This is a genomic window from Microbacterium sp. BWT-B31, assembly GCF_041379855.1.
GTDB lineage: Bacteria > Actinomycetota > Actinomycetes > Actinomycetales > Microbacteriaceae > Microbacterium.
Genome location: NZ_JBFECU010000002.1, coordinates 44594 through 59732, shown reverse-complemented (window position 1 = coordinate 59732; position 15139 = coordinate 44594). Strand labels below are relative to the sequence as shown.

At 70.5% G+C, this 15139-nt stretch carries 14 protein-coding genes; 8 read left to right on the top strand and 6 right to left on the bottom strand.

The window, feature by feature from the left end; all coding sequences use genetic code 11:
* Positions 1–36 precede the first annotated feature (36 nt).
* Genes nrdE through nrdH form a run of 3 tightly spaced genes read right to left on the bottom strand, consistent with a single transcriptional unit; the run spans position 37 to position 2898 of the window.
* Positions 37–2193 (bottom strand): class 1b ribonucleoside-diphosphate reductase subunit alpha, encoded by a 2157-nt coding sequence (gene nrdE / locus AB1K54_RS02950; RefSeq protein ID WP_371201215.1) that lies wholly within the window; start codon positions 2191–2193, stop codon positions 37–39.
* Positions 2175–2609, bottom strand: coding sequence for a class Ib ribonucleoside-diphosphate reductase assembly flavoprotein NrdI (gene nrdI, locus AB1K54_RS02945; RefSeq protein WP_371201214.1), 435 nt, complete (start codon positions 2607–2609; stop codon positions 2175–2177). Before nrdI ends, nrdE begins: the two co-directional genes overlap by 19 nt.
* A gap of 55 nt (positions 2610–2664) precedes the next feature.
* On the bottom strand, positions 2665–2898 hold the full coding sequence (nrdH, locus tag AB1K54_RS02940) for a glutaredoxin-like protein NrdH (protein WP_371201213.1): 234 nt from the start codon (positions 2896–2898) through the stop codon (positions 2665–2667).
* Between the two features lie 359 nt (positions 2899–3257).
* On the opposite strand from nrdH, the gene AB1K54_RS02935 reads away from it, so the two are divergent.
* The 8 genes from AB1K54_RS02935 to AB1K54_RS02900 all read left to right on the top strand — a co-directional run bounded on the left by AB1K54_RS02935 (position 3258) and on the right by AB1K54_RS02900 (position 10231).
* Complete coding sequence (locus tag AB1K54_RS02935) at positions 3258–4487, top strand: MFS transporter (protein WP_371201212.1); 1230 nt, start codon at positions 3258–3260, stop codon at positions 4485–4487.
* A 28-nt stretch (positions 4488–4515) separates the two neighbouring features.
* Positions 4516–5274: an alpha/beta fold hydrolase gene (locus AB1K54_RS02930; protein ID WP_371201211.1), complete on the top strand. Its 759-nt coding sequence runs from the start codon at positions 4516–4518 to the stop codon at positions 5272–5274.
* 38 nt (positions 5275–5312) lie between these two features.
* On the top strand, positions 5313–6485 hold the full coding sequence (locus tag AB1K54_RS02925) for an acyl-CoA dehydrogenase family protein (RefSeq protein ID WP_371201210.1): 1173 nt from the start codon (positions 5313–5315) through the stop codon (positions 6483–6485).
* 193 nt (positions 6486–6678) lie between these two features.
* Complete coding sequence (locus AB1K54_RS02920) at positions 6679–7131, top strand: hypothetical protein (protein WP_371201209.1); 453 nt, start codon at positions 6679–6681, stop codon at positions 7129–7131.
* Positions 7132–7164: 33 nt separating this feature from the next.
* Positions 7165–8436, top strand: coding sequence for a DUF445 domain-containing protein (locus tag AB1K54_RS02915; protein ID WP_371201208.1), 1272 nt, complete (start codon positions 7165–7167; stop codon positions 8434–8436).
* Positions 8437–8467: 31 nt separating this feature from the next.
* Positions 8468–8845: a gamma-glutamylcyclotransferase family protein gene (locus tag AB1K54_RS02910; RefSeq protein ID WP_371201207.1), complete on the top strand. Its 378-nt coding sequence runs from the start codon at positions 8468–8470 to the stop codon at positions 8843–8845.
* Complete coding sequence (locus AB1K54_RS02905; RefSeq protein WP_371201206.1) at positions 8829–9752, top strand: arginase family protein; 924 nt, start codon at positions 8829–8831, stop codon at positions 9750–9752. Before AB1K54_RS02910 ends, AB1K54_RS02905 begins: the two co-directional genes overlap by 17 nt.
* Positions 9749–10231, top strand: coding sequence for a histidine phosphatase family protein (locus tag AB1K54_RS02900; RefSeq protein ID WP_371201205.1), 483 nt, complete (start codon positions 9749–9751; stop codon positions 10229–10231). Before AB1K54_RS02905 ends, AB1K54_RS02900 begins: the two co-directional genes overlap by 4 nt.
* A gap of 113 nt (positions 10232–10344) precedes the next feature.
* Here AB1K54_RS02900 and hutI read toward each other — a convergent pair whose 3' ends face one another.
* From hutI to hutH, 3 genes are all read right to left on the bottom strand, one after another.
* Positions 10345–11547, bottom strand: a complete 1203-nt coding sequence (hutI, locus tag AB1K54_RS02895) for an imidazolonepropionase (protein ID WP_371201204.1) — start codon at positions 11545–11547, stop codon at positions 10345–10347.
* Between the two features lie 124 nt (positions 11548–11671).
* The gene (hutU, locus tag AB1K54_RS02890; RefSeq protein WP_371201203.1) at positions 11672–13366 is read right to left on the bottom strand and encodes a urocanate hydratase; all 1695 of its coding nucleotides are present in this window, start codon (positions 13364–13366) and stop codon (positions 11672–11674) included.
* A 111-nt stretch (positions 13367–13477) separates the two neighbouring features.
* Positions 13478–15067 carry a histidine ammonia-lyase gene (gene hutH / locus AB1K54_RS02885; RefSeq protein ID WP_371201202.1) on the bottom strand — a complete coding sequence of 530 codons (1590 nt, stop codon included), beginning with the start codon at positions 15065–15067 and terminating at the stop codon, positions 13478–13480.
* Positions 15068–15139: the final 72 nt, after the last annotated feature.

Sequence of the window (15139 nt, the reverse complement as noted above, 5' to 3'; positions counted from 1 at the left end):
AGTCCTTCTTCGTCGAGGCGTGGGGGGCGGCATCCGTCAGAGCATGCACGAGACGCACCCCTCCTGCTCGGTGCCCTCGAGCGCCAGCTGCCGGAGGCGGATGTAGTAGATCGTCTTGATGCCCTTCTTCCACGCGTAGATCTGGGCCTTGTTGATGTCGCGGGTGGTCGCGGTGTCTTTGAAGAACAGCGTCAGCGACAGGCCCTGGTCGACGTGCTGCGTGGCTGCGGCATACGTGTCGATGACCTTCTCGTAGCCGATCTCGTACGCGTCCTCGTAGTACTCGAGGTTGTCGTTCGTCATGAACGGCGCCGGGTAGTAGACGCGGCCGATCTTGCCTTCCTTGCGGATCTCGATCTTCGACGCGATCGGGTGGATCGAGCTCGTCGAGTTGTTGATGTACGAGATCGAGCCGGTCGGGGGCACGGCCTGCAGGTTCTGGTTGTAGATGCCGTGCTCCTGGATGCTGGCCTTCAGCGCCCTCCAGTCGTCCTGCGTGGGGATGTGGATGCCCTCGAACAGTTCGGCGACGCGAGCGGTCTGCGGCTCCCACACGCCGTCGATGTACTTGTCGAAGAACTCCCCCGACGCGTAGGTCGAGTCGGCGAAGCCGTCGAAGACCTGACCGCGCTCGATCGCGATGAGGTTCGACGCCCGCAGCGCGTGGTACACGACCGTGTAGAAGTAGATGTTCGTGAAGTCCAGGCCCTCTTCGGAGCCGTAGCGCACGCGCTCGCGCGCGAGGTACCCATGCAGGTTCATCTGGCCGAGGCCGATCGCGTGCGAGCGGTCGTTGCCGTCCTCGATCGAGCGCACCGAGGCGATGTGGCTCTGGTCGCTGACCGCGGTGAGCGCGCGGATCGCGGTCTCGACCGTCTTGCCGAGGTCGCGCCCGTCCATCGCCAGAGCGATGTTCATCGAGCCGAGGTTGCAGGAGATGTCCTTGCCGATCTCGGCGTACGAGAGGTCCTCGTTGTAGGTGGTCGGCGTGTTCACCTGCAGGATCTCGCTGCACAGGTTCGACATGTTGATCCGGCCCTTGATGGGGTTCGCCCGGTTCACGGTGTCTTCGAACATGATGTACGGGTAGCCGGACTCGAACTGGATCTCGGCGAGCGTCTGGAAGAACTCGCGCGCGTTGATCTTCGTCTTCTTGATGCGCGAGTCATCGACCATCTCGTGGTACTTCTCGGTCACCGAGATGTCGCCGAAGGGCACGCCGTACACGCGCTCGACGTCATACGGCGAGAACAGGTACATGTCTTCATCGCGCTTGGCGAGCTCGAAGGTGATGTCGGGCAGCACGACGCCCAGCGACAGCGTCTTGATGCGGATCTTCTCGTCGGCGTTCTCGCGCTTGGTGTCGAGGAACCGCATGATGTCGGGGTGGTGCGCGTTGAGATACACCGCGCCGGCGCCCTGACGCGCGCCGAGCTGGTTCGCGTACGAGAACGAGTCCTCGAGCAGCTTCATGACCGGGATGATGCCGCTGGACTGGTTCTCGATCTGCTTGATCGGAGCACCCGACTCGCGGATGTTCGACAGCAGCAGCGCCACTCCGCCGCCGCGCTTGGACAGCTGCAGAGCCGAGTTGATGCCGCGGGCGATCGACTCCATGTTGTCTTCGATGCGCAGCAGGAAGCACGAAACGAGCTCGCCGCGCTGGGCCTTGCCGGTGTTGAGGAACGTCGGGGTCGCGGGCTGGAAGCGGCCGGCGATGATCTCTTCGACAAGCTCGACGGCCAGCTTCTGGTCGCCGTCCGCAAGCCCGAGGGCGGTCATCACGACGCGGTCCTCGAAGCGCTCGAGGAACCGCTTGCCGTCGAAGGTCTTGAGCGTGTAGCTCGTGTAGTACTTGAACGCGCCGAGGAACGTCTCGAAGCGGAACTTCTTGCCGTACGCGAGGTCGTTGAGCTTCTGGATGAACTCGAACGGGTACTTCGCGAGCACCGCCGGCTCGTAGTACTCCTTCTCGACGAGGTAGTCCAGGCGCTCCTTGAGGGAGTGGAAGAACACCGTGTTCTGGTTGACGTGCTGCAGGAAGTACTCGCGGGCGGCGCGCTTGTCGGCGTCGAACTGGATCTTCCCGTCGGTGCCGTACAGGTTCAGCATCGCGTTGAGGGAGTGGTAGTCCAGTCCCTCGAAGCGCGGGTCGTCCTTGAATGTCTTCTCTGTCAGTGCTGCTTCCACCATCGTTCCAATCCTTCGCTCACGCGATCGACGTCTTCGGGCGTGCCGAACAGCTCGAGCCGATACAAGTGGGGCACGTCGCACTTGCGGCTGATGATGTCACCGGCGAGGCAGAACGCTTCGCCGAAGTTGGTGTTGCCAGCGGAGATCACTCCGCGCAGGTGCTTCCGGTTGGCCTCGACGTTGAGGAACCGGATCACCTGCTTGGGCACCGCGCCCTTCTCCTCGCCTCGGCCCTGACCTCCGCCATAGGTCGGGGTGACGAGCACGAAGGGCTCGCGGACCTCGGGCATCTCGTCGCTGCTGTGCAGCCGGATGCGCACGGCCGGAAGCCCCAGCTTGTCGACGAACCTCGCCGTGTTGCCCGAGACGCTCGAGAAGTAGACGAGAAGCGGTGCGGATGTCGCGATGACACTCACGGCTTCCCCCTTTCGCGAGCGCGGATTCCGTTCGGTCCTGAGCTCGACCCGGGTCTCAGGCCAGGCGAGCGGCGAGTTCGTCGATCTTGTCGGGACGGAAGCCCGACCAGTGGCCGTCATCGGTGATGACGACCGGCGCCTGGAGGTAGCCCAGCGCCTTGACCTGCTCGAGGGCCGCCGGGTCCTCGGAGAGGTCGTGGACCTCGTAGTCGATGCCCTTCGAGTCGAGCGCGCGGTACGTCGCCGTGCACTGGACGCAAGCAGGCTTCGTGTACACCGTGATCGCCATATTCGATCCCTCTTCCTCACATCCGATTCCTGGCCGGCAGTTCCCCCCGCCGAGACACCAATACTACATATGGGTACCGACATTCGGAACAACCACAAGGGATAGTAGTTACATCCGTGTAGTTTTCCACCGTTCCCCACATGTACAACACAGGTTCTCCACCGTTTCATCCACAGCCGGCGATCTTTCAGGTGGGCTCGAGAAGGCCGGAATCACGCGGTTCCCGGCCGCGGCCGCGGCATCCGTCCACAGGTCTGACACTACGGAGGGCCTCCGACATCGATTTGGCCCGTGGACGACACTCGGGCGTGTCACCGGCGTGTCGCGGCCAGGCGCCGCTCGTTCGATAACGTGGACGCGTGGCGGGGTATCGGGATCTTCTGCGAACGCCCGGGGTGGGGCGCATCATCGCCGCGCAGCTGACCGCGCGGTTTCCCAACGGCATGACGAGCCTGGCGATCCTGCTGCACATCGAGCAGGTGACCGGCTCCTACGGCGCGGCGGGGCTCGTCCTGGCGGCCACGAGCGTCGGCCAGGCGATCGCAGGGCCGGTCACGAGCCGCTGGATGGGCGTATGGGGCATGCGCCGCGTGCTCACCACGACCCTCGCCGTGTGCGCGCTCGGCATCACCGTGATGGCACTGGTGCGGATGCCTCTTCCCGCGTACATGGTGCTGGGGCTGGTCACCGGACTGTCCACCCCGCCCGTGCAGTCCGCGGTGCGCACGATCTACCCGAAGATGGTCAACTCCAAGCAGCTGACCCCGCTGTTCTCGCTCGACGCGAGCCTGCAGGAGATCATCTGGATCATCGCGCCGGTGCTCATCACGGTCGTCGCCACTCAGGTCGGAACCGTCCAGGGGCTCCTCGTGATCGTCGTGATCCTCGCAGGCGGCGGGGCGTGGTTCATCTTGTCACCCGAGGTCGGGCGCGTGCGCATCCCGCGCAGCCGCCGCGGCCTGGGCCGCGTGCTCGGCAAGCCCGCCGTGGTGCTCGCGACCGTCGTCGGGTTCCTTCTGATCGGCGCGTGCGCGGCGGTCGAGGCGGGGGTCGTGGCGACCTTCGGGCACGAGGGGCTCGAGGCCGGAATCGTGCTGGCGCTCTTCTCGGTCGGAAGCCTCGGCGGCGGCCTCGCGTTCGGCCACATCCCGATCGGACCGTGGGCGATGGCCCGGCGTCTGCTCATCGTCACCGTCGGGCTGAGCCTGACGGCCCTCATGCTCGACGTCGTGTGGCTCGGCGGCACGGTCGGGTGGCTCTCCGGGACGCTCGTGATCGCGGGCATCGGCGTCGCCCCCGCCCTCGCGGTGCTGTTCGCGATGACCTCCGCGAGCGTCAAGTTCAGCGAGACGGCCGAGGCGTTCGGCTGGGTCGCGACCGGCCAGCTGATCGGCGCGGCCGCCGGCTCCGCCGTGGCGGGGTTCCTCATCGACGGTATCGGCGCGCAGGGCGCCTATGTGGCGGCGGCGGTGTTCGCGGCGGTGGGACTGATCGTGTCGGTCGCGTTCGTCCGCGGATTCCCCGACCTGCGACACGGCGACGCAAGTCCCATCCCCGACACCGAGCCGGTGCACACGGTCACCTCGTAGCGCGGCCCGCGACCTTAGGCTGGACGCCATGCCCGCACCCGTCCTCCTCCCCCGCCGCTCGTGGGGCCACCCCGCGGCTGCGCGCCGTGCCCTGCTCATCCACGGTCTCGGCTCGAACGCCGCGCTGATGTGGCGCTACGGCACAGCACTTGCCGACGACGGCTGGCGGGCGGATGCGGTCGACCTGCGCGGCCACGCAGACGCACCACGCACGCTCGACTACACGCTCGAGGCGTACGCCGCCGATGTCGTCGCGACGCGCGCGGACGGCGGGGCGTGGGACCTCGTGATCGCCCACTCGCTGGGCGGCGCCGCGGCGGTCCTGGCCGCCGCGCGCGACGCCGAGTGGACCCGCCGGCTCGTGCTCGTCGACCCGGCGATCCACCTCACCGAGGACGACCGCGAGAACGTGCGCGTCAGCCAGGAGCAGTCCTTCGCCGACCCGAGCCCGCACGCGGTGCGACGCGAGCATCCGCACTGGCACCCCCTCGACATCGAGCTGAAGGCCAGTGCGGCGCAGCAGGCGAGCCGCTGGGCGGTCGAGCAGACGAGCGCGCAGAACCCCGAGTGGGACGTGCGGGATGCCGCGACCGCCCTTGCCGTGCCGACCCGCGTGATCGCCGCCGACCCGGCCGTCTTCAGCATCTTCGCGGGCAAGCCCGCCGCCGAGGTCGCCGAGGCCAATGCGCTGATCACGGTGTCGATCGTCGCGGGAGCGGGCCACTCGCCGCATCGCGACCTGCCCGAAGACACCATTGCGCTCATGCGCGAGGCGCTGCGCGACTGACCGCCCACGGCGTTGCCCGCCCGGGCCACAATGGCAGGGTGACCGACTTCGATCCCGCCGCGCACCTGCCCGACGACCTGCTCGAGCGCATCCGCGGCCGCGCCGCGCGCTACGACCGTGAGAACCTCTTCCCGCAGGAGGACCTCGACCAGTTGAAGGATGCCGGGTACCTCGCGATCCTCGTGCCGCGCGAGCTCGGCGGGGCGGGGCTGGGGCTGGCCGAGGCATCCGCTCTGCAGCAGCGGCTCGCGACCGCGGCGCCGGCGACCGCCCTCGCGATCAACATGCACCTGGTGTGGACGGGCGTGGCGAAGGTGCTCGCCGATCGCGGCCTCGACGCGCTGCGCTTCGTGCACGAAGGCGCCGCGGCGGGCGAGGTGTTCGCGTTCGGCATCAGCGAGGCCGGCAACGACCTCGTGCTGTTCGGCAGCGACACGGATGCCTCTCCCACCGCCGACGGCGGCTACGCGTTCACCGGCACGAAGATCTTCACCTCGCTCGCGCCGGTGTGGACGCAGCTCGGCCTGCACGGGCTCGACACCACGTCGGACGACGCGCCGCGCATGGTCTACGCGTTCGTGCCGCGCGGCGAAGAGGCCGCGGGGCGGATCGTGACGCGCGACGACTGGGACACGCTGGGCATGCGCGGCACGCAGAGCCGCACCACCGAACTGCACGGCGCTATCGCACCCGCCGATCGCGTGGTGCGGCGCATCGCGCCCGGGCCGAACCCCGATCCGATCGTGTTCGGCATCTTCAGCGTCTTCGAACTGCTGCTGGCCTCCGTCTACACCGGCATCGCCCGGCGCGCGCTCGACCTCGCCGTCGAGACCGCCGCGAAGCGCCGCTCGAAGCGCATCGGGCTCGCCTACAGCCAGGACCCCGACATCCGCTGGCGCGTGGCCGACATGGCGCTCGCATACGACGCGCTGCCGCCGCAGCTGGCCGCCCTCGGCCGCGACATCGACGAGCAGGCCGACCACGGCGCGCGCTGGTTCTCGCTGCTGTCGGGCATCAAGCACCGGGCGGCGACGACCGCCAAACGCGTCGTCGACGACGCCGTGCTCGTCGCGGGCGGCTCGTCGTACTTCGCCTCGAGCGAGCTGGGTCGGCTGTATCGCGACGTGCTGGCGGGGCTGTTCCATCCGTCCGACCCCGAGTCGGCGCACGCGACGGTCGCCACGGCGTGGCTCGGTCCGCTCGAGAGCTGACTGCCCCCTTTCCCTGTCCCCGCCCCCGCCCCCCGCCTCGTCGAGTACGCACGTTCTCGCCGAGACCGCATGTCGTTCATGAAGACAACGGGGTCATTCGGCGAGAAACCGCGTACTCGACGAGGTGGGCGGCGGCGCAGACCGGTCAGGAATCGAGAAGCGCGGGGCGCGAAGCATCCGTATCGTCGTCGTCATGAGCACTGCACGAGACACCAAATCCGGATTCACCGCCGAAGAGCGCGCCGCGATGCGGGCGCGAGCCGCCGAGCTCAAGGCGCAGGAGCGCAAAGGCAAGAGCGCCGACGAGAAGGCCGCGATCGATCGTCAGGATCTGCTCGACGCGATCGCGGGCATGCAGGACTCCGACCGCGCGATCGCCGAGGGCCTGGACGCGATCGTGACCCGCGTCGCCCCGCAGCTGGGCTCGAAGACGTGGTACGGCTTCCCGGCGTACACGCTCGGCGGCAAGGTCGTCGTCTTCTTCAAGCCCGCGGCGAAGTTCAAGGACCGCTACGCCACCCTCGGCTTCGAGACCACGGCGCAGCTCGACGACGGTCAGATGTGGCCCACGTCGTACGCCATCCTCTCGCTCACGAAGGCCGAAGAGGAGCGCATCGCGGAGCTGGTGCGCCGCGCCGCAGGCTGAGCGTGCGTCGCACCCCCGTGCGAAGATGACCGGATGACGCGCACACCCACCGCTCTGCTGAGCCCCGCCGACCAGGAGCGTCGGCACGGGCTGCGGGTGATGAAGGGCGTCGCGCTCGGCGCGCTCGGGTTCATGGCCGTCGTGTTCGTCGTCGCGTTCGCGCTGCAGGGACACTACCCGTGGCTCGCGTACGTGCGCGCCGCCGCCGAGGGCGGCATGGTCGGCGCGCTCGCCGACTGGTTCGCCGTCACCGCGCTCTTCCGGCACCCGCTCGGCATCCCGATCCCGCACACCGCGATCATCCCCAACCGCAAGGACGAGATCGGCCGCAACCTCGGCGAGTTCGTCGAGACCGAGTTCCTGCGCGGCGACGTCGTGCGAGCCAAGCTCGAGTCGACCGCGATCGCCGCGCGCCTGGGCGAATGGCTGCGCGAGCCCGCACACGCGGAGCGCGTGGCGGACGAGGCATCCGTCATCGCCGCAGGGCTCCTGCGCGCCCTGAGCGACGACGACGTGCAAGAGGTCATCGAATCGCTCGCGCGCGAGCACCTCATCGCGCCGGACTGGGGGCCGCCGCTCGGCGAATGGCTCCAGCGCGTCGTCGACGCGGGCGCCCACCGCGGCGCGGTCGACCTCGCCGTCGACAGCGTCGCAGGGTGGCTGCGCGCCAACCAGACGTCGTTCCACGGGCTGGTCTCGCGCCGCCTGCCGTCGTGGGTGCCCTCCATCGCGCAGCGCCTGGTCGACGACGCCGTCTACAACGAGGCGGTCAAGTTCATCGCCGCGGTGCAGGCCGAGCCGCAGCATCCCGCCCGCATCGCGATCGACGGCTACCTCGCACGCCTCGCCGACCATCTGCAGCACGACCCGGCCACCATCGGGCGCCTCGAAGACGCGAAGGTCGCCGTCTTCGACAGCCCGCGCGTGCGCGAGCTCGCCGGCGAGGCGTGGAACGCGGCGAAGTCGGGCCTGCTCACCTCGCTGGGCGACAGCGACAGCTCGCTGCGACGTCGGATGGTCGACGCGCTCGCGCAGATCGGCGACCGGCTGGTGACGGATGCCTCGCTTCAGAGCCGCGTCGACACCTGGGTGACCGACGCCGCCGTCTTCGCCGTCGAGCGCTACCGGCACGACATCGCCTCGATCATCACCGACACCGTGGCGCGGTGGGACGCCGCCGAGACGACCGAGAAGATCGAGCTCATGGTGGGCCGCGACCTGCAGTACATCCGGCTCAACGGCACGATCGTCGGCGCACTCGCGGGCCTGGCGATCTTCACCGTCGCACACGCGCTCCTCGGCTGACACGCGGCGGGGCGGTGAGTAGCCTGGAACCATGGCCGCACGCGATGAACTGGCCGTCTTCAGCTACGGGACCCTCTTGAACCCCGACCTTCAGCGTTCGGTGTTCGGGCGCATCGTCACGGGCGACGACGACGTGCTCGTGGGCTACAAGCTCTCGTACATCGAGGTGCCGGACCGGCAGATCGCCGAGTGGTCGGGTCAGCAGCAGCATCCGATCATCCGCCCGACGGGCAATCCGCTCGACAAGGTGTTCGGCAAGGTGATCCACCTCACCGAGCAGGAGCTCGACTCACGCGACGACTTCGCCCTGTGGATGTTCTCTCGCACGCCCGTGACCCTCGCCAGCGGCCGCACGGCATGGGCCTACGTCGCCTCCTCGATCGACGAGTCGCGTGACGCTGCCGACTGACCCGCTGTGGCCGCGCGCGGGCGGGTGGGCTGCGGCCGATGGCGATGCGGCGGATGCGACGATCCTCGGCGTCCCGACGTGGCGCACGTCGCTCTCCCCCACCGGTGCGCACGCCACCCCCGCCGCGGTGCGAGAGGCGCTGCGGCGCTACAGCCCGACCCAGCTGGGCGCGCGCGGCGAGTCGGCGGGCGCTGTCGACCTCGGCGACGCGCTGCGCATCGTCGACGCGGGCGACGTCGCCGAGCCGGACGGTCCCGAGGGCGAGGCGGCGGTGCGCTCCGCTGTCGCGCGGCTCGCACCGCGCAGCGGATTGGTCATCGCGCTGGGGGGCGACAACTCCGCGACGTACCCGGTGGCGCAGGGGGCGGCTGCGACGGGACTCGTCACGATCGACGCGCACTTCGACCTGCGCGACGGAGTGTCCAACGGCTCGCCCGTGCGCCGGCTCGTCGAAGACGGGCTCGATCCGGCGCGGATCGTGCAGCTCGGGATCGCCGACTTCGCGAACTCCGTCGCCTACGCGCGCCGCGCGGCCGACTGGGGCATCACGGTCGTCACCCTCGACGAGCTGCGGCGGCGCGACCCCGGCGATGTCATGGCCGAGGCCCTCCAGATCGCGGGTGCCGGCGGCTCGGCGGCCCGCGTCCACCTCGACATCGATGTGGACGTGTGCGATCGGTCGGTGGCGCCGGGGTGCCCGGCGTCGGTGCCTGGCGGGCTGGCGGCGCACGAGTTGCGCGCGCTCGCGCGGGCCGCGGCATCCGATCGGCGTGTCACGAGCGCCGACATCGTCGAAGTGGATGCCGCCGCCGACGCGCCCGACGGACGCACGGTGCGGCTGGCCGCCCTCTGCGTGCTCGAACTGCTCGCGGGGCTGGCCGTGGGAGAGCGAAGGAGCGGACCGTGACACGCGACGGAATCCGGCTGGTGCTGGTGCGCCACGCCAAGTCAGACTGGGGCGACCCGTCGATCGCCGACCACGACCGCCCGCTGAACGAACGCGGACTGCGCGACGCTCCGCGGATGGCGCGGCGCCTCGCCGAGTCAGGGTTCGAGGCCGATGCGATCGTGACGAGCACGGCGCTTCGCGCACGCACGACCGCGGCGGCGTTCGGCGAGGCCCTCGGCGTGAGGGTGACCGCTGACGAGCGACTCTACGGCGCATCGGCACGCACCCTGTGGTCCCGCGCGTCGGACGCCGACGCCGCCCGCATCGTGCTGGTCGCCCACGACCCGGGCATGAGCGTCCTGGCCGCGCGGCTGTCGGGCGACCGGATCGAGCACATGCCCACCTGCGCGGTGGCGACCTTCGCGTGGGACGACGACGACTGGAACGTGGTCGACGCGCTCGAGCCGTCCGACTGGTCGTTCGACACGCCGCGCTGAGGCCGGGCGGCACACCCGACTCCTGAGATCCGGGGCCGCTGCCGCGGGACACGCCGGGCGCCGTCGACCAGAGACCTCAGGAGTTGCGCCCGGGGTCTCGCCCGCCGCGCGGGTCAGTCGAGGCGGGCGCCGTCCTTCCAGACGCCCGCGACCAGCGGCACGCCGGGGCGGTACGCGAGGTGCGTGCGCGTGGGGGCGTCGAGCATCACCAGGTCGGCGCGCCGCCCAGGTGCGATCGCACCGATGTCGTCGCGGCGCAGCGCCCTGGCCCCGCCCGCGGTCGCCGCCCACACGGCCTCGGCCGGGGTCATGCCCATCTCGCGCACCGCGAGCGCGATCATGAAGGACATCGAACTCGTGAAGCTCGATCCGGGGTTGCAGTCGCTGGCGAGCGCGACGGTGACGCCGGCGTCGATGAGCCGCCTCGCATCCGGGTAGGGCTGGCGCGTCGAGAACTCGACGCCCGGCAGCAGGGTCGCGACCGTGTCCGACGCGGCGAGGGCCGCGGCATCCGTGTCGTCGAGATACGTGCAGTGATCGACGGATGCCGCGCCCAGGGCGACCGCGAGGCGCACGCCCGCGCCCGGTCCGAGCTGGTTGCCGTGCACGCGCGCCGCGAGGCCGTGGGCGATTCCGGCGGTCAGCACGCGGCGCGCCTCGTCGGGTGTGAAGGCGCCGGTCTCGCAGAAGACGTCGACCCACCGGGTGTGCGGCGCGCACGCCCGCAGCATGTCGCCGCAGACGAGCTCGACGTACTCGTCGCGCCGATCGGCGAACTCGGGGGGCACGACATGCGCACCGAGGAAGGTGACCTCGGGCGTGACCTCGGCCGCGAGCCGCGCGAGACGCTCTTCGTCGGCGACGGTGAGGCCGTAGCCGGTTTTCACTTCGAACGTCGTCGTGCCCTGCGCGTGGAGTTCGCGGACGAACCCGGCCAGGCGCCTGCGCAGCTCGTCGTCGCTCGCCGCGCGGGTGGCCGCGACCGTGCGGCGTATGCCGCCCGCGGCATACGCCTGCCCGGCCATGCGCGCCTCGAACTCGTCCGCGCGGTCGCCGCCGAACACGAGGTGCGTGTGGCTGTCGACGAACCCGGGGATGACCGCGCGTCCCGCGGCGTCGACGACCTCGATTCGGCCCTCTGCTGCGGGTGGAGTCTCAGCGTCGGTGAGACGCGGGGCGTCGGCGGCGAGGCCGACCCATGCGACACGGCCCCGCGAGACGAGCACGGCGGCGCCCTGCAGCGTGCCGCACGGGTCGTCGTCGCGAGCGACGTTGGTCGTCAGTTCGCCGATGTTCGTGATGAGCGTCGCGGTCACGGCATCCGTTCCCTTCCTCGTCCCTCACAGCGTGCATGTCCCACTATCGCGGCTGCCTGTCCCGAAATGACCCCCTGAACGGGCCTTTCACGCGAAGAACAGGACGCGGATGCCGCGGGATGCCTCACTCGTCCAGCATCGGCACCACGAGCCCCCGCTCGCGGGCGACCTCGACCGCCCGGGGGTACCCGGCGTCGACGTGCCGCATCACTCCGGTGCCGGGGTCGTTCGTCAGCACGCGCGTGAGCTTTTCGGCGGCGAGCGCCGTGCCGTCGGCGACCGTGACCTGGCCGGCGTGGATCGACCGGCCGATGCCGACGCCGCCGCCGTGGTGGATCGACACCCACGAGGCGCCCGACGCGGTGTTGAGCAGAGCATTGAGCAGGGGCCAGTCGGCGATCGCGTCCGACCCGTCGGCCATCTGCTCGGTCTCGCGGTAGGGGCTCGCGACCGAGCCGGCGTCGAGGTGGTCGCGGCCGATCACGATGGGGCCTGCCAGTTCGCCCGACGCGACCATCTCGTTGAACCTCAACCCGGCGAGGTGGCGCTCCTGATACCCGAGCCAGCAGATGCGCGCGGGCAGCCCCTCGAAGTGCACGGCGTCGCCCGCCTTCTCGAGCCACCGCACGAGCCCGGCGTTGTCGGGGAAGAGGTCCATCACGGCGCGGTCGGTCTTGCGGATGTCGTCGGGGTCACCCGACAGCGCCACCCACCGGAACGGGCCGCGCCCCTCGGCGAACTGCGGCCGGATGTACGCCGGCACGAACCCCGGAAACTCGAACGCCCGCTCGAACCCGCCCAGTTGCGCCTCGGCGCGGATCGAGTTGCCGTAGTCGAACACCTCGGCGCCGGCATCCTGAAAGCCGACCATCGCCGCGACGTGCTTGGCCATCGAGCCGCGAGCGCGGGCGGTGAACCCTTCGGGATCGCGGGATGCCTCGTCCTTCCAGTCCTCGAAGGCGATGCCGACCGGAAGGTAGGCGAGCGGGTCGTGGGCGCTGGTCTGGTCGGTCACGACGTCGACCGTGATGTCGCCGGCGCGGTGGCGCAGCAGCAGTTCGCCGAACACCGACGCGGCGTTGCCGACGACTCCGACCGAGAGCGCCTCGCCCGCCTCGCGCGCGGCGGCGACCCGAGCGACGGCCGCGTCGAGGTCGGTCGTGTACTCGTCGAGGTAGCCGTGCTCGACGCGGCGCGCGAGGCGCGACTCGTCGACGTCGACGATGAGCACCGCTCCGGCGTTGAGCGTCACGGCCAGCGGCTGGGCGCCGCCCATGCCGCCGCAGCCGGCTGTGAGGGTCAGGGTTCCGGCGAGCGTGTCGCGGCCGAGCGACCGCGCGACCGCGGCGAACGTCTCGTACGTGCCCTGCAGGATGCCCTGGGTGCCGATGTAGATCCACGAGCCCGCGGTCATCTGGCCGTACATCGTGAGGCCGAGCGCCTCAAGGCGGCGGAACTCGGGCCACGTCGCCCAGTCCCCCACGAGGTTGGAGTTCGCGATGAGCACGCGCGGCGCCCACTCGTGCGTGCGGAACACGCCCACCGGCTTGCCCGACTGCACGAGCAGCGTCTCGTCGGGTTCGAGCTCGTCGAGGGTGCGCACGATCGCGTCGAAGGCCTGCCACGAGCGTGCGGCGCGGCCGGTTCCGCCGTACACGACGAGGTCTTCGGGGTGCTCGGCGACCTCGGGATCGAGGTTGTTCATGAGCATGCGCTTGGCGGCCTCGGCGCCCCAGCTCTTTGCGGTGCGCTCGGCGCCGCGCGCGGCGCGCACGGTGCGTTCGCCGCCCTCGGTCGTGGCATCGGTCGTCGCGGTCATGTCACTGCTCCTTCGCGAGTGTGTCGTCTGCGGTGATGAGGAGATCTGCGGATCTGAGGCGGGATCGACGGAATCCGTCCTCAGAACGCCTGATGTCCGCTGATCGGCTGGTCATCGGGCGCCTCCGGCTCGGGCTGCGGCATCCGCCACGGCCCCCGACAGCACCAGTTCGGTCACGGCCTCGAGGTCGGGTGACAGGAACCGGTCGGGGCCGGGGCCGACGACGGCCCCGCGCACGAGGTCGCGCACCGCGCCGGTCGCGGGCGCCGGGGCGAGCGGCGCCCGCAGGTCGAGGGCGCGGGCGCCCGTGAGCACCTCGATCGCCAGCACCCGCGCCAGTCCGTCGATCGCCCGGCGCAGCTTGCGGGCGGCGGCCCAGCCCATCGAGACGTGGTCCTCCTGCATCGCCGAAGACGGGATCGAGTCGACGGAGGCCGGTGCCGCGAGGCGCTTGAGCTCCGAGACGATCCCCGCCGCGGAGTACTGCGCGATCATGAGGCCCGAGTCGACGCCGACCTCGTGCGCGAGGAACGGCGGCAGTCCGTTCGAGCGCGCGACGTCGAGCGCCCGGTCGGTGCGCCGCTCCGACATCGAGGCGACGTCGGCGACGGCGATCGCGAGGAAGTCCAGCACGTACGCCACGGGCGCGCCGTGGAAGTTGCCGTTCGACTCGACCCGGCCGTCGTCGGTGATGACGGGGTTGTCGACGGCCGACGCGAGTTCGCGCGAGGCGATGCGCCGCGCGTGCGCGAGCGTGTCGCGGGCGGCGCCGTGCACCTGGGGCGCGCAGCGCAGCGAGTAGGCGTCCTGCACGCGCGTGCACACCGAAGGGTCGCGGTGCGAGGCCATGATGCCCGAGCCTGCGAGCAGCGCGCGCAGGTTCGCCGCCGACTCGGTCTGCCCGGCCTGGGGCCGAAGCGCCATGAGGTCCCCCGCGAACACGGCGTCGGTGCCCAGCTGCGACTCGATCGACATCGCGGCGGCGATGTCGGCCGTGTCGAGCAGCGCCTGCAGGTCGTGCAGCTCCAGCAGCAGCATCCCGAGCATGCCGTCGGTGCCGTTGATGAGCGCGAGTCCCTCTTTCTCGCTCAGCACGAGGGGCGAGACGGATGCCTCGGCCAGCGCCTCGGCGGCCGGAACGGGTGTCGAGTCGCCGGTTTCGTCGGCTGTACGACCGGGGGCGACGACCCGCACCTCGCCCTCGCCCATCGCGGCGAGCGCGATGTGGGCGAGCGGCGCGAGGTCTCCTGAGCAGCCGAGCGACCCGTATTCGCGGACGATCGGCGTGATGCCGGCGTTGAGCATCGCGGCGTACGTCAGGGCGACGACGGGCCGCACGCCGGTGTGCCCGGTCGCGAGGGTCTGCAGGCGCAGCAGCTGAAGTGCGCGCACGACCTCGGTCTCGACCTCTGCCCCGGTGCCGGCGGCGTGCGAGCGGATGAGCGAGGCCTGCAGCTGCCGGCGCCGCTCGGGGGCGATGAAGGTGGTGGCGAGCGCGCCGAAGCCGGTCGAGATGCCGTAGTGCGGGGCCGGGTCGTCCGCGAGCGCCTCGACGAGGGCGCGGGATGCCTCGACTCGCGCGATCGCGCGGGGATCGATCTCGACTCGGGCGCCGTTGCGGGCGACGGCGACGACGTCTTCAGGACGCAGGGGGGCTGCGCCGACGGTGACGACGGCGAGCGTGGGGGCGACGGTGCTCATGCCCCGATTCCACACCGGGCGATGCGCGGGTGACAGCGGGTCGTGGCATCCTGTGTCTGTGATCTCAGACGT

Coding starts and splice junctions, on each gene's coding strand:
- AB1K54_RS02920 (WP_371201209.1), top strand. CDS start 6,679: ATGAGCACTGCACGAGACACCAAATCCGGATTCACCGCCGAAGAGCGC.
- nrdE (WP_371201215.1), bottom strand. CDS start 2,193: ATGGTGGAAGCAGCACTGACAGAGAAGACATTCAAGGACGACCCGCGC.
- AB1K54_RS02930 (WP_371201211.1), top strand. CDS start 4,516: ATGCCCGCACCCGTCCTCCTCCCCCGCCGCTCGTGGGGCCACCCCGCG.
- AB1K54_RS02915 (WP_371201208.1), top strand. CDS start 7,165: ATGACGCGCACACCCACCGCTCTGCTGAGCCCCGCCGACCAGGAGCGT.
- hutU (WP_371201203.1), bottom strand. CDS start 13,366: ATGACCGCGACGACCGATGCCACGACCGAGGGCGGCGAACGCACCGTG.
- AB1K54_RS02910 (WP_371201207.1), top strand. CDS start 8,468: ATGGCCGCACGCGATGAACTGGCCGTCTTCAGCTACGGGACCCTCTTG.
- nrdH (WP_371201213.1), bottom strand. CDS start 2,898: ATGGCGATCACGGTGTACACGAAGCCTGCTTGCGTCCAGTGCACGGCG.
- hutH (WP_371201202.1), bottom strand. CDS start 15,067: ATGAGCACCGTCGCCCCCACGCTCGCCGTCGTCACCGTCGGCGCAGCC.